Annotated in this window: 13 protein-coding genes; 9 read left to right on the forward strand and 4 right to left on the reverse strand. The window is 72.2% G+C overall.

The features are described 5' to 3' along the window. Position 1: 1 nt before the first annotated feature. From ISG29_RS06600 to ISG29_RS06625, 6 genes are read left to right on the forward strand one after another with little or no spacing between them, the layout of a single operon-like run. The gene (locus ISG29_RS06600; RefSeq protein ID WP_194502579.1) at positions 2-586 is read left to right on the forward strand and encodes an antibiotic biosynthesis monooxygenase; all 585 of its coding nucleotides are present in this window, start codon (positions 2-4) and stop codon (positions 584-586) included. A gap of 10 nt (positions 587-596) precedes the next feature. Beyond that, the gene (locus ISG29_RS06605; RefSeq protein ID WP_194502580.1) at positions 597-2,027 is read left to right on the forward strand and encodes a phytoene desaturase family protein; all 1,431 of its coding nucleotides are present in this window, start codon (positions 597-599) and stop codon (positions 2,025-2,027) included. 52 nt (positions 2,028-2,079) lie between these two features. Further along, positions 2,080-2,667, forward strand: a complete 588-nt coding sequence (locus ISG29_RS06610) for a hypothetical protein (RefSeq protein WP_235958607.1) — start codon at positions 2,080-2,082, stop codon at positions 2,665-2,667. Between the two features lie 37 nt (positions 2,668-2,704). Further along, on the forward strand, positions 2,705-3,613 hold the full coding sequence (locus ISG29_RS06615; RefSeq protein ID WP_194502581.1) for a phosphoribosylaminoimidazolesuccinocarboxamide synthase: 909 nt from the start codon (positions 2,705-2,707) through the stop codon (positions 3,611-3,613). A 2-nt stretch (positions 3,614-3,615) separates the two neighbouring features. After that, complete coding sequence (locus tag ISG29_RS06620) at positions 3,616-4,071, forward strand: SRPBCC family protein (RefSeq protein ID WP_194502582.1); 456 nt, start codon at positions 3,616-3,618, stop codon at positions 4,069-4,071. Positions 4,072-4,118: 47 nt separating this feature from the next. After that, the gene (locus ISG29_RS06625) at positions 4,119-5,696 is read left to right on the forward strand and encodes a long-chain-fatty-acid--CoA ligase (protein WP_194502583.1); all 1,578 of its coding nucleotides are present in this window, start codon (positions 4,119-4,121) and stop codon (positions 5,694-5,696) included. Positions 5,697-5,837: 141 nt separating this feature from the next. On the opposite strand, the gene ISG29_RS06630 is transcribed toward ISG29_RS06625, so the two are convergent. Beyond that, on the reverse strand, positions 5,838-7,511 hold the full coding sequence (locus tag ISG29_RS06630; protein ID WP_194502584.1) for an FAD-dependent oxidoreductase: 1,674 nt from the start codon (positions 7,509-7,511) through the stop codon (positions 5,838-5,840). A 37-nt stretch (positions 7,512-7,548) separates the two neighbouring features. Between ISG29_RS06630 and ISG29_RS06635 the strand changes: the two genes are divergently transcribed. Continuing rightward, complete coding sequence (locus ISG29_RS06635; RefSeq protein WP_194502839.1) at positions 7,549-8,982, forward strand: aldehyde dehydrogenase family protein; 1,434 nt, start codon at positions 7,549-7,551, stop codon at positions 8,980-8,982. Beyond that, positions 8,979-10,028, forward strand: a complete 1,050-nt coding sequence (locus tag ISG29_RS06640) for a DNA polymerase IV (RefSeq protein ID WP_194502585.1) — start codon at positions 8,979-8,981, stop codon at positions 10,026-10,028. The genes ISG29_RS06635 and ISG29_RS06640 overlap by 4 nt, the downstream gene beginning before the upstream one ends. An 18-nt stretch (positions 10,029-10,046) precedes the next feature. Here ISG29_RS06640 and ISG29_RS06645 read toward each other — a convergent pair whose 3' ends face one another. After that, positions 10,047-10,964 (reverse strand): NAD-dependent epimerase/dehydratase family protein, encoded by a 918-nt coding sequence (locus ISG29_RS06645; RefSeq protein WP_194502586.1) that lies wholly within the window; start codon positions 10,962-10,964, stop codon positions 10,047-10,049. Between the two features lie 120 nt (positions 10,965-11,084). Between ISG29_RS06645 and ISG29_RS06650 the strand changes: the two genes are divergently transcribed. After that, the gene (locus ISG29_RS06650; RefSeq protein WP_194502587.1) at positions 11,085-11,798 is read left to right on the forward strand and encodes a TetR-like C-terminal domain-containing protein; all 714 of its coding nucleotides are present in this window, start codon (positions 11,085-11,087) and stop codon (positions 11,796-11,798) included. A 10-nt stretch (positions 11,799-11,808) separates the two neighbouring features. Here ISG29_RS06650 and ISG29_RS06655 read toward each other — a convergent pair whose 3' ends face one another. Next, the gene (locus tag ISG29_RS06655) at positions 11,809-12,312 is read right to left on the reverse strand and encodes a hypothetical protein (RefSeq protein WP_194502588.1); all 504 of its coding nucleotides are present in this window, start codon (positions 12,310-12,312) and stop codon (positions 11,809-11,811) included. Then, on the reverse strand, positions 12,309-12,845 hold the full coding sequence (locus ISG29_RS06660; protein ID WP_194502589.1) for a hypothetical protein: 537 nt from the start codon (positions 12,843-12,845) through the stop codon (positions 12,309-12,311). Before ISG29_RS06660 ends, ISG29_RS06655 begins: the two co-directional genes overlap by 4 nt. Between the last annotated feature and the right edge of the window lie 2 nt (positions 12,846-12,847).

Below are 12,847 nucleotides of genomic sequence, written 5' to 3' on the forward strand. Positions count from 1 at the left end.
CATGGACCAGCCCGTGACCGTCTCGATCACCCGCGAGCTCGGCCCCGATCGCGAGGCCGAGATGAGCAGCTGGCTCCAGGCGGGCACCGCGCTGGCGCAGCGGTTCCCCGGCTTCCTCGGCGCGGGGTGGGTGCGGCCCGACGACGGGTCGGCGACCTGGCACATCCTCTACCGGTTCGCCGACGCGGCCTCGCTCGAGGCCTGGGAGACCTCGCGGGAGCGCGCCTGGTGGCGTGACTCCGCGGCCGGGCTCGGGGTCACCGAGAAGCGGATGGAGCGGCGCACCGGCATCGAGGGCTGGTTCGACGACCCGGCCCACCGCGTGGTGCACGACCTCGACCAGCCGGTCGCGCCACCGCGCTGGAAGCAGGCCACCACCATCTTCATCGTGTTCTTCCCGCTCAGCCTGGTCGTGAACTGGCTGCTCCCGCACACGCCGGTGGCGGGCCTGCCGCTGGTGCTCCGCGTGCTCGCCACGATCCTCGTGATGACCCCGACCATGGTCTACGTCGCCCTGCCGTGGATCACCCGCACGATGGAGTGGTTCCTCCAGGGGCGACCGCCGCCGTGGCGCTCGGCCACGTAGGTTGACCCGCGTGACCTCAGCAGCGGTGGTGGGCAGTGGCCCGAACGGGCTGGCGGCCGCCATCACCCTGGCCCGCGCGGGCGTCGAGGTCACCGTGCTCGAGGCGAACGACACCCCCGGCGGCGGCACCCGGTCGGTCGAGGCCACCCTGCCCGGCCTGCTGCACGACGAGTGCTCCGGCTTCCATCCGCTCGCGGTCGACACCGCGTTCTCGCGGGTGGCCGGGCTCGAGGCGTCCGGCCTGGAGTGGGCCTGGCCCACGGTGCAGTACTCCCACCCCCTCGACGGCGGCCGTGGCGCGGCCGTGGTCCGCTCGGTCGCCGAAACCGCCGCGGGGCTGGGCGCCGACGAGGGCTCCTATCGCCACCTGTTCGGAGCCCTCGACGACCGCTTCGACGCCATCGCGGTCGAGTTCCTCCAGCCCGTGCTGCACGTGCCACGGCATCCGTTCGCGCTGGCGCGCTTCGGGGCCTACTCGCTCCTCCCGGCCGGCACCCTGGCCCGGCGCTTCGTTACCCCGGAGGCGCGCGCGCTGTGGGCCGGCGTGGCCGCGCACGCCTTCCGGCCGTTCACCGCCCCGCTCTCCTCGGCCATCGGTCTCGCGCTCGGGACGGCGGCGCATCACGCCGGCTGGCCGGTCGCGGTCGGCGGGTCGCGGGCGATCTCCGATGCCATGATCCGGGTACTCGAGCGCTTCGGCGGCCGAATCGAGACGGGCGTCAGGGTGGCCTCCCTCGACGACTGCCGGCGCGACCTCGGAGCCGATCTGGTGCTGCTCGACACCTCGCCGAGCGCGGCGGTGCGGATCGCGGGCGACCGCCTACCGGCTCGGGTGCGCTGCGCGTATGAGCGCTATCGGCACGGCCCGGCGGCGTTCCAGGTGGCGTTCGCGGTCGAGGGCGGGATCCCGTGGACCCACGAGCCGTCGCGCCGCGCCGGCACCGTGCACGTGGGCGGATCCTTCCAGGAGGTCGCGGCCGCCGAGCGCGATGTCGCCCGCGGACGCATGCCCGAACGGCCGTTCGTGCTGCTGGGGCAGCAGTACCTCGCCGACCCCGGTCGCAGCGCCGGCGACGTGCACCCGGTCGACGCCTACGCCCACGTGCCGGCGGGCTACACCGGCGATGCGACCGAGGCGATCACCGCGCAGATCGAGCGGTTCGCCCCAGGCTTCCGCGACCGCATCCGCGCGACGACCAGGCGATCGACGGCCACCATCGCCGCCGACAATCACAACTACGTCGGCGGCGACATCGTCACCGGACTCAACAGCGCCCGCCAGCTCCTGCTGCGTCCCCGGGCCACGACGAACCCCTACGCCACCGGCATCGACGGCGTCTACCTCTGCTCCGCGGCCACGCCACCGGGCGCCGGTGCCCACGGCATGTGCGGCCACCTCGCTGCGCGGGCTGCGCTGGCCGGCCTCGTATCGAGCAGATGAACTCTCGGCACCGGCCTTGCCGGCGGTCGGTGGGCTGGACCAGGGTGGAGCCATGTCCATCTCGGGATACACCCCTGCCCCTGCCCCTGCCCAGGTCGCGGCCCATCGCCCGGCCCATCGCTCTGCCCATCGCTCTGCCCATCGCTCTGCCCATCGCCCGGTCACGCGCCTCGCCGTGCTCTTCGCCGCGCTGGCAACGATGCTCGGACTCGGCCTGGCCGCCGCGCCGAGCGCCTCGGCGGTCACCCAGTCCAGCGCCGAGTCTCAGTTCCGCGCAGCCGGCATCACCTGGAGTTCCTCAGGCGGCTGCACGACGCGCAGCAACTCGACCTGCACCTCATTCGACGGCATCCGCCAGGCCACGATCGACGGCGCGATCACCCTCAAACGCGCCTCCGGGTGCGCCCTGAACATCACCGGTGGCACCGAGGTCGGTCACTCCTCGGGTACCTACTCCCACGGCAACGGGTACAAGCTCGACTTCAGCCGCACCACGTGTCTGACCAGCTGGGTGCACACGGCGTACTCCTACATCGGTCAGCGCAGCGACGGCGCGGCGATGTACCAGGCGGCCAGCGGCAACGTCTACGCCGACGAAGGCAGCCACTGGGACGTCACCTACTACACCTGCGGCTGCTGACTACGGACTGCCGGCTCACACGGCCTACGCTGGCCGTGTGAGCGACGCAGCGACTCTCGGCATCCCGCCCGCACCCGCGATCGAGGGCACCCGCCACGTGCACTCGGGCAAGGTGCGCGACCTCTACGAGATCACCGAGGGTGAGCACGCCGGAGAGCTGCTGATGGTCGCCAGCGACCGTCTCTCGATCTTCGACTTCGTGCTGGAGTCGACGATCCCCGACAAGGGCGAGATCCTCACGCGCATGTCGCTGTGGTGGTTCGAGCAGCTGCGCGATCTCGTGCCCAGCCACATCGTGACCGCCGACGTGCCCGCCGCCGTCCGCGGGCGAGCGGTCGTGTGCGAGCGGCTCGACATGTTCCCGGTCGAGTGCGTCGCGCGCGGCTACCTCACCGGCTCCGGTCTGCTCGACTACCGCGCGGCCGGCGCGGTGTGCGGCGTACCGCTGCCCGAGGGTCTCGACGACGGCAGCCGGCTGCCCGAGCCGATCTTCACCCCGGCCACCAAGGCCGACCTGGGCGACCACGACGAGAACGTCTCCTTCGACGCCGTGGCCACCACCATCGGGGCGGACGACGCCGCCGCGCTGCGCGACCTGACCCTCGCCGTCTACGAGCGGGCCGAGGGTCTGGCCCGTGACCGCGGCATCATCCTGGCCGACACCAAGCTCGAGTTCGGACGCCGCCCGGCCGACGCCGCCCTCGTGCTCGGCGACGAGGTGCTGACCCCCGACTCCAGCCGCTTCTGGCCGGCCAACGAGTGGCACCCCGGGCAGACCCAGCCGTCCTATGACAAGCAGATCGTGCGCAACTGGGCGCTCTCGCCGGAGTCCGGCTGGGACCGCTCCTCAGGCGACGCCCCGCCGCCGCTGCCCACCGAGGTCGTCGAGCACACCCGGGCCCGCTACGTCGAGGCCTTCGAGCTGCTCACGGGCGAGACCTTCTAGCCATGTCCGGCGACTCGGGACTCGGCCACGGACGCACGGTCGGTGGCACGGTGCACGTCGGCGTGTCGCCGGAGGTGGCCTTCGACTACTTGGTCGACCCGGCCCACCGCCCCGCGTGGCAGTCCAGTCTCGCCAGCGTCACGGACATCGAGGGCGAGCCCGGACTCGGGCAGACCTGGACCGACGTCACCAAACCCGGACTCCGCCCGGCCATGCGCACCACCGCCTTCGACCGTCCGGGCCTCTGGGCCGAGGACGGCGTGTGGAAGGCCGTGCGCGCTTCCCTGGAACTGCGGTTCACGCCGTGTGCCGAGGGGTGCGCCATCGGCTACCGGTTCCGGATCACCGGCCGCGGACCGCTGGCGTTCGCCGGATGGGCGGCGTCCTTCGGCGCGCTGCCCGCCGTCCGAGCCGACCTGCGGCGAGCGGCACGGATCCTGGAGGGCCGGGAGTCGTGACCGCCCGGTAGGTTAGCCGCGACAGCGCCCGATGTGATGGAGGACACGTGACCACCTATAACCTCGCCAGCCTGCTGGAGAACACCGCAGCGCGTGTCCCCGAACGCGACGCGATCGTGTTCGGCGACCTGCGGCTGAACTACGGCACCGTCGACGCGCTGGCCAACCAGGTGGCGAACCTGCTGGTCGACCGCGGCATCGAGCCGGGCGACAAGGTGGCGCTCTCGTGCCCCAACCTGCCGTACTTCACGATCGTCTACTTCGGCATCCTCAAGGCCGGCGGAACGGTCGTTCCGCTCAACGTGCTGCTCAAGGGCCGCGAGGTCGCCTACCACCTCGACGACTCCGGGGCGAAGGCCTACTTCTGCTTCCAGGGCAGCCCGGAGCTGCCGATCGGCGCCGAGGGCCACGCCGGCTTCGAGCAGGCGAACGGCTGCGAGCACTTCTTCATGATCACCGCCGACCCGGCCGGCGCGTCTCCCATCGAGGGCACCGACGCGATGGGGCAGTCGATGGGGCCGATGCCGACCACCTTCGAGTCGGTCTCGACCGACGAGGACGACGTCGCCGTCATCCTCTACACCTCGGGCACCACCGGACAGCCCAAGGGCGCCGAACTGCGGCACCGCAACATGCGCGACAACGCGACGGCCGGCGAGCAGCTCTTCGGCGCCTCGGCCGAGCAGCCCGACACCTTCCTCTGCGTGCTGCCGCTGTTCCACTCCTTCGGGCAGACCGTCATCCAAAACGGTGCGTTCGCCTTCGGCGGCACGGTCGTGATGCTGCCGCGATTCGAGGCCGCCCCGGCCCTCGACCTCATGCTCAAGGAGTCGATCACGTTCTTCGCGGGCGTCCCCACGATGTACTGGGGTCTGCTCGGTGCGCTGACCCCCGAGACGGACGTCGCCACACTCGCCGAGAATCTGCGCATCGCCGCCGCCGGCGGCTCGGCCCTTCCCGTCGAGGTGCACAAGAGCTTCCGGGAGAAGTTCGGCGTCACCATCCTCGAGGGCTACGGCCTCTCCGAGACCAGTCCGGTCGCCTCGTTCAGCCCGCACGGCGAGGAGCCCCGGCCCGGTTCGATCGGCATCCCGATCCCCGGCGTCGAGATGGCGCTGCTCCGGCCCGACTCGTGGGATCCGATCCCCGACGACCTCGAGGACGACGGCAAGACCGCCGTGGGCGAGATCGCCATCAAGGGCCACAACGTCATGAAGGGCTACCACGACCGACCCGAGGCCACCGAGGAGGTGCTCCACGACGGCTGGTTCAAGTCCGGTGACCTCGGACGTCGTGACGCCGACGGCTGGTACTACATCGTCGACCGCTCCAAGGACATGATCCTGCGCGGCGGCTACAACGTGTACCCGCGCGAGATCGAAGAGGTGCTGCTCACCCACCCCGCCGTCTCGCTGGCGGCCGTGATCGGCGTGCCGCACGAGAGCCACGGCGAAGAGGTCAAGGCGTTCGTCATCCTCGAGAAGGACGCCTCCCTCACCTCCGAGGAGCTCGTCGCCTGGGGCAAGGAGCAGATGGCGGGCTACAAGTACCCCCGCATCGTCGAGATCGTGCCCGAGCTGCCGATGACGGCCACGGGCAAGATCTTGAAGCGCGAGCTGTCGTAGGCGCTGACCCGCCACCAGTTTCCCGGTGACCCGTCGCCACCTTCCACCCGACCTGCCACGAGTTTTGACACACGTCGAAACGCGCGGCAGGTCACGTGAAAACTAGCGACGGGTCACGTGAAAACTAGCGACGGGTCAGCGTCAGACCGGGGTGATGGGCAGGCGCAGGGCGCCGGGCGCTGCCTCGGGGACGACGGGCCGCAGCGGCGGCACGGGGGTGACGGGCTCGTAGGCCTCGCCCAGGGCGGGGCGGGGGTCGACCTCGCCCTGGTTCGGCCACAGGGCGACCGCCCGCTCGGCCATCGCGGTGATCGTCAGTGACGGGTTGACCCCGAGGTTCGCACCGATGGTCGAGCCGTCGATGACGTGCAGACCGGGGTGGCCGAACACCCGGTGGTAGGGGTCGACCACACCGTCCTCTGCGGTGGCGCCGAGCACGGCGCCCCCGATGTAGTGCGCCGTGGCGGGCTTGCCCAGCAGGTCGGTGACCATCGACATCGGGCGCCCGCCCACCTTCGCCGCGAACCGTCGCGCGACGTCGTGGGCGACCGGCAGCCAGGAGGGGTTCGGCTGGCCGGTGCCCTGCCGGGCGCGGAGCCGCCCGCGGCGAGAGTAGGCGGTCAGGGAGTTGTCGAGGGACTGCATCACCAGCAGTTGGATCGACCGCTTCGAGGCACCTCGGGGGCGTTGTACCCAGCGAGGCATTTCGCGCAGGTGCTCGACGGCGAACCGGCGCAGTCGCCGTGGGCCGCCGTCGACCAGCGGCACGTTCACGAGTGAGCCCGACTCCTGCTGCGGGCTGGCCCGGCACAGCTCCACGTGCGTGTGCGTCTCGGGGCGCATCGAGGAGGTGATGGCGATGCCGCGGTCGTAGCCGCGGTCGGCGCCGGCGTCGACGAGCACGATCGCCTCGGAGTTCGACCGCGCCCACTGCCCGAGCCGTGAGGAGAGGCGCGGCAGGTTGCCGTTCTCCCGTTGGCGCAGCAGCAGCTCCTGGGTGCCGCGCGCGGCGGCCGAGACCACCACCTGGTCGGCGGTGAACACGGGGCCGGGCGAGCGCCGCGCACCCGGGCGACGGGTGGTCAGCCGGTAGCCACCCGCGCGCGGCTCGATGCCGACCACCTCGGTCAGCTCGTGCACCCGCGCGCCTGCGGCCTCGGCCAGGTACAGGTAGTTCTTGGGCAGGGTGTTCTTGGCGCCGATGGGGCAGCCCGTGGTGCACCGGGCGCAGTGCGTGCAGGTGGTGCGACCGGGACCGGCGCCGCCGAAGAACGGGTCGCCCACGTCGGCGCCCTCGCCCTGCGCGTCGGAGCCGAACAGCACGCCGGCGTCGACCGGCGTCCACGTGGCGCCGGCGCCGAGGTCGTCGGCGACCGAGTGCAGCACGTCGTCGGCCTCCCACGTGCACGGGTTGCGAGCGGCGCCGAGCATGCGGCGCGCCTGGTCGTAGAACGGCGCGAGCTCGGTGCGCCAGTCGGTGATCGAGGCCCACGCGCTGTCGTCGAAGAACGCGTCGTGCGGCTCGTAGAGGGTGTTGGCATAGACCAGCGACCCGCCGCCGACCCCCACGGCGGTGAACAACGACACCGGGCCGAGGGAGGAGAGCCGCAACGGGCCGAACATCCGCAGAGCCGGGGCCCACAGCAGGTCGCGCCGGCCCTGGGCTGCGAAGTCGGCATCGCTCCAGCGTCGTCCGGTCTCGAGGACGCCGACCCGGTAGCCCTTCTCGCTCAGGCGCAGCGCCGTGACGCTGCCGCCGAAGCCGGAGCCGATCACGACGACGTCGTAGTGAGCGGAGTCACTTGCGGTCTGCACGGGCTCAGCATGCACGCTCTACGCTGACTGTGTGGTGATGACCGACGTCGACGAGCCCGAGAGGTCGACCTCCGCCGTGTCGATCGCGCACGTCGTCGCCCGGGCCCGAGACCGGTTCGACGCGGGCGTCACCCGGCCGCTGGCCTGGCGCCGCGAGCAGCTCGACGCGCTCGAGCGGCTGCTGGTCGAGCGGGGTCGTGACCTGGAGCAGGCGCTGCACGCCGACCTGCGCAAGCACCCCACCGAGAGCCAGCTGACCGAGATCGGCACCGTGCTCGCCGAGCTGCGGCACACTCGCAAGAACCTCGAGAGGTGGACGGCGCCGCGGAAGGTTCCGGGCGAGGCCCAGCTGCTGCCGATACGCAGCCGCCTCGTGCTTGAGCCGCTGGGCGTCGTGCTGGTCATCGCCCCGTGGAACTACCCGGTCAACCTGCTGCTGATGCCGCTCGTCGGAGCCATCGCTGCCGGCAACGCCGTCGTGCTCAAGCCGAGCGAGCTCACACCGACCGTCTCGGCGGCGATCGCCGACCTGCTGCCGCGCTACCTCGACGCCGAGGCGTTCGCGGTGGTGGAGGGTGCGGTGCCCGAGACCACGGCGCTGCTCGAGCAGCGCTTCGACCACATCCTCTACACCGGCAACGGGGCTGTCGCCCGCGTCGTCGCCCGGGCCGCGGCCGAGCACCTGACCCCGACCACGCTCGAACTCGGCGGCAAGTCGCCGGTGTGGTTCGACGACGACGAGCATCTCGAGCAGGTCGCCCGTCGGCTGGCGTGGGGCAAGTGGCTCAACTGCGGCCAGACCTGCGTCGCGCCCGACTACGTGATGACCACCCCGGGCCGGGTCGACGCGCTCACCAGGGCCCTCCAAGCGGCGGTCGACGCCATGTTCGGCGAGGATCCGCGCACCTCGCCCGACTACGGCCGGATCGTCAGCGAGCGACACCACGCCCGGCTCGTCGACGCCCTCGACGGTGCCGCGATCGCCTTCGGCGGTCAGCACGATGCGAACCAGAAGTACCTCGCCCCCACGGTCGTGCACGCGCGCCTCGACGACGACACCGCTGTGATGACCGAGGAGATCTTCGGGCCGATCCTCCCGATCGTGGCCGTGCCCGACGCCGACGCTGCGATCCGGCACATCCTCGGCCGTGACAAGCCGCTCGCGCTCTACGTCTTCTCCGCCGACCCCGCCACTCGGCAGGCGTTCGTCGAGCGCACGTCCTCCGGCGCCGTGGGGCTCGACGTGCCGATGCTCCAGGCGGGCATGCACAGCGTGCCGTTCGGTGGCGTCGGCCAGAGCGGCGCGGGTGCCTACCACGGTGAGTTCTCGCTCCGGACGTTCAGCCATCTCAAGCCGGTCGTGCACAAGCCGCACCGCCCCGACACGCTGCGGGCCGCGATGCCGCCGTACGGCAGGGTGAAGCGGTTCCTCGCTGCGCGAGGCGCCGCGGTGCCGATCCGCCGCCGGTGACCCGCTGGGTGCTGCACGTCGACATGGACGCCTTCTTGGCGGCCGTGGAGCTGCTGCGGCATCCCGAGCTGACCGGGCGTGCGGTGGTGGTCGGCGGCCGAGGTGACCCGAGCGAGCGGGCCGTGGTGTCGACGGCCTCCTATGAGGCGCGCGGGCACGGGGTGCGTTCGGGCATGCCGCTGCGGGTGGCCGCGCGGAAGTGCCCCGAGGCGGTGTTCCTCCCCGTCGACAAGCCGCACTACGAGGCGGCGTCCGCGGAGGTCATGGCCGCGCTGCGCGGGCATCCCGGCACCGTCGTCGAGGTGATCGGCTGGGACGAAGCGTTCGTCGGCGTCGAGCTCGATCCGGACGACGACCCCGCGGCCACGGCGCGCAGTCTCCAGGCCGCGGTGCTCGAGCGCACGGGTCTGCACTGCAGCGTCGGCATCGGCGACACCCTGGTGCGTGCCAAGACCGCCACCGACTTCGGCAAGCCGCGCGGCACCTTCCGGTTGACCCGTGAGAACTGGCTGGCGGTGATGGGGGAGAGGCCGACCACGGCTCTGGGTGGCGTCGGGCCGCGGATCGGCTCCCGGCTCGCTGCGCTCGGTCTCGAGACCGTCGACCAGTTGGCCCGCGCCGACGACACCGCGCTCGTGGCCGAGTTCGGCCCCACCAGCGGACCCGCTCTCTCCCGGCTCGGTCGGGGCGGTGGCCGGGCCTGGCCCGACGACACCCCGTGGGTACCGCGCGCCCACGGTCGTGAGACCACCTACCAGCAGGATCTGACCACCCGCGACGAGATCGCCGCCGCGCTCGCCGCGCTGGCCGAGCGTGTCGTCGCCGACATCGCCGCCGAGGGGCGGCCCTGCCGCCGGGTGCACCTCAAGGCCCGGTTCGTGCCGTTCTTCACCGTGCACCGCAGCCGGATGCTCCCCAGGCCCACGACCGACGCCCGCGTCGTGGCCGCCATCGCACTGGACCTCTTCGACGCCCTGGACGACGAGCGGCCGGTGCGGCTGCTCGGGGTCCGGGCCGAGATGGTCGAGCCGGAGGGTGGGTACTGAGTCGAGGCCGATCCGCCCTCACCCGAAGGCGACGACCGTCTCCTCGAGCACCGTCTCCCACGGGGTGGGCGCGACGCCGAGCAGCGTCTCGCTGGCCGAGGAGTCCATCACCAGCGGAGCCTCGAAGAGGTGCACCATCGACGCGAGGCCGGCGGTGCCGCGGTCGAACCGACCCAGGGCAGCCATCAGCCACCGCGGGTACCGGCGCAGGCGCGCGCCCTCACGTCCGGCGGCGCGGGCGTAGCCGTCGGCGAGCTCCTGCTGGGTGCGGGGCTCGTTCGTCGGGGCGAGCAGCAGTCGGTCGGGCTCGTTGGGCAGCTCGGCGGCGGCGATCATGGCGGCGGCCAGGTCGGGCAGGTAGGTCCAGCTGTGTGGCTGATCCGTGCGGCCGATCGTCCAGGCCGTCGTGCCGCGCACGGCCGGGCCCACCATCCGGTCGCCCGCGACGGCCCGGTCGGCGGCGCCCGGGCCGAGGTAGTCCGACGCCGCCACGCTGATCGTCGCAGCGGGTGCGGCCGCCCGTGCCTCGAGCAGGCGACGCCGGACGCCGCCCATCCCAGCGGTGCGCGAGGTCGGCGTCCGCTCGGTGATGGCCTCGCCTGGAGCGGGTTCGAAGGCGTAGAGGCTCTCGGGGAAGACGACGGCGGCGCCCACGTCGGCGGCGACGGTCAGCACGGCTTGCTCCGCCCCGGGCAGCTCGGCCTCCCATGTGCTCTCGTGGTAGACGGACGCGTGCATGCAATCGTGCACCACCCGGGCGCCCTCCAGGGCCGCTTGCAACGCAGAGCGATCGGTGACGTCGACGCGCACGCGCCGAACGAGTGGGTGTGCGAGGCCCGAGCCGGAGCGGGTCAGCACGCGGACCGGGGTACCGGCGGCGGTGTACTGCTCGGCGATGTGGGTGCCGATGGGGCCGGCTCCGATGACGACGATCATGACGGTCTCCTTGAAATGTGAGCGGTGCTCTCTCATTGACGAGAGTGCGCCATGCGGAGGAGATAATCAAGAGCAGTGCTCACATTTGTGATCAACCGTCGCAGAAGGCAGGATGTGCGCATGCCGACGCCCCGTGCCCTCGCCCGCGAGCAGACGATGCGCGAGATCGTCCGGATCGGACGCGAGCATCTGGGCGAGGTCGGGCCGGCCGCTCTCTCGCTGCGTGCCGTCGCCCGCGAGCTGGGCGTGGTGTCCTCGGCGGTCTACCGCTACGTCGCCGACCGCGACGCGTTGCTCACGCTGCTCATCGTCGACGCCTACGACGAGTTGGGCGGCGCTGTCGAGACGGCGATCGCCGGGGTACGCACCCGGGGTGAGGCCCGGTTCCGCGCGCGGATCCTGGCGGGCGCCCGGGCGACGCGTGAGTGGGCCGTGGCGGAGCCCTCGCGGTTCGCCCTGCTCTACGGCACGCCCGTACCCGGCTACCGGGCACCGCGGGACACCGTCGACCCCGGCATCCGGGTGGCCCTCGCCCTGGTCGGCGTGCTGGACGAGGCCTACGCCGCCGGCGTCCTCGCGTCACCGCAGGAGCGGCTGGCCCGTCCCGTGCGCGCCGACCTGGAGCGCCAGGTGCGCGAGCTGGGCTTGGCCCTCCCGACCGCTGCGCTCGCGCGGGCCTTCGCGCTGTGGAGTGGGCTCTTCGGGCTGGTCTCCTTCGACGTCTTCGACCAGTACGGCGCCGAGACCCTGACCGACCGCGGCGCCTTCTTCGAGCACCAGGTCGGGCTGCTCGCCGACCTGGTCGGCCTGCCCCGAGCCGCCCGAGCGAGCTGAGGGGCAGTCGTCAGTTCGGGCTGCCGCAGCCCAGCGCGTCGTGGAAGGTGTCGGACGACGCGACCTCGGAGACCCAGTCCGACCACCCCGCGTCGTCGGGCGGCGAGACGTCGAAGGCGGCGGCGCTCAGGTCGTCGAGCGGCCCGATGAGGGTGCCGTCGTCGGCAGCGGCGAAGAACGCCGCACCCTGCACGCCGGGAACGGCGCTGTCTTCGTTGCCCCGGGGGTAGATGTCGGACCACACGATCGCGATCTCGGTGGCGCCGAACTGCTGAAGATCCTCAGGCAGCGGCATCGAGTTGGCGCGCAGCACCTCGACCTTCGAGATGACGTTGCCCTCCTGGCCGTAGCGGAAGCCGCTCTGCGCAGTCGTGCGCGCCGCGTCGAGCACGCTCGACGGGGCATCGGAGCAACCGCCGACGCCGTCACCGAACGCGCTGCACCCGCTCAGGGCGGTGCCCAGCAATGCCGTCAGCGCGACACCGACCAGCCTGAGTCGCGAGTTCCTCGTCACGACGCGACGTCCTCGCTCTCGGTCCAGTGCAAGGTGGTGGCCAGCAGGTCGTAGAGCTCCAGGTGCTCGGCGGGGAACGCGGTGCCGAAGAAGGTCACGTCGACCACGTGCAGCCGCCCCGAGTCCGGGTTCGCCACCCAGTAGGTGCGCAGCACGGTGCCTTCGGGAGCGTCGGTGCGCTCGAGCCGCACCGACGGGTACCCGCGCTGGTGCTCGAGCACGGTGACGCTCGCGTCGTCCGGTGCCAAGGCCCGGAGGTCGGCGACCGTGCGGCACGGCCACTGATCGGGCCACGAGGTGAGCAGCAGAGTGGGCTCTTGGGATCCGACCCGGAGCAACGCCTGGTCGCCCCCGGCGCGCTGCACCGTGGCGAGCTCGGCGTCGATGCTCGCGACCGTGGCCGCGGCGGCGTCGTCGCCGGCCCCGCCCTCGACGAGGGCAACGCGCAGCGTGCGGGACTGACGCTCGTCGGCCCACGCGAGTCGGGTCCACTCGCCGGGGAGCATCAAGGTGACGCGGGGGCGGGTGGTCATGA

It is taken from the genome of Nocardioides acrostichi, from assembly GCF_015319165.1.
Taxonomy (GTDB): Bacteria; Actinomycetota; Actinomycetes; order Propionibacteriales; family Nocardioidaceae; genus Nocardioides; species Nocardioides acrostichi.

Coding starts and splice junctions, on each gene's coding strand:
- ISG29_RS06610 (WP_235958607.1), top strand. CDS start 2,080: ATGTCCATCTCGGGATACACCCCTGCCCCTGCCCCTGCCCAGGTCGCG.
- ISG29_RS06660 (WP_194502589.1), bottom strand. CDS start 12,845: ATGACCACCCGCCCCCGCGTCACCTTGATGCTCCCCGGCGAGTGGACC.
- ISG29_RS06635 (WP_194502839.1), top strand. CDS start 7,549: ATGACCGACGTCGACGAGCCCGAGAGGTCGACCTCCGCCGTGTCGATC.
- ISG29_RS06650 (WP_194502587.1), top strand. CDS start 11,085: ATGCCGACGCCCCGTGCCCTCGCCCGCGAGCAGACGATGCGCGAGATC.
- ISG29_RS06600 (WP_194502579.1), top strand. CDS start 2: ATGGACCAGCCCGTGACCGTCTCGATCACCCGCGAGCTCGGCCCCGAT.
- ISG29_RS06620 (WP_194502582.1), top strand. CDS start 3,616: ATGTCCGGCGACTCGGGACTCGGCCACGGACGCACGGTCGGTGGCACG.
- ISG29_RS06645 (WP_194502586.1), bottom strand. CDS start 10,964: ATGATCGTCGTCATCGGAGCCGGCCCCATCGGCACCCACATCGCCGAG.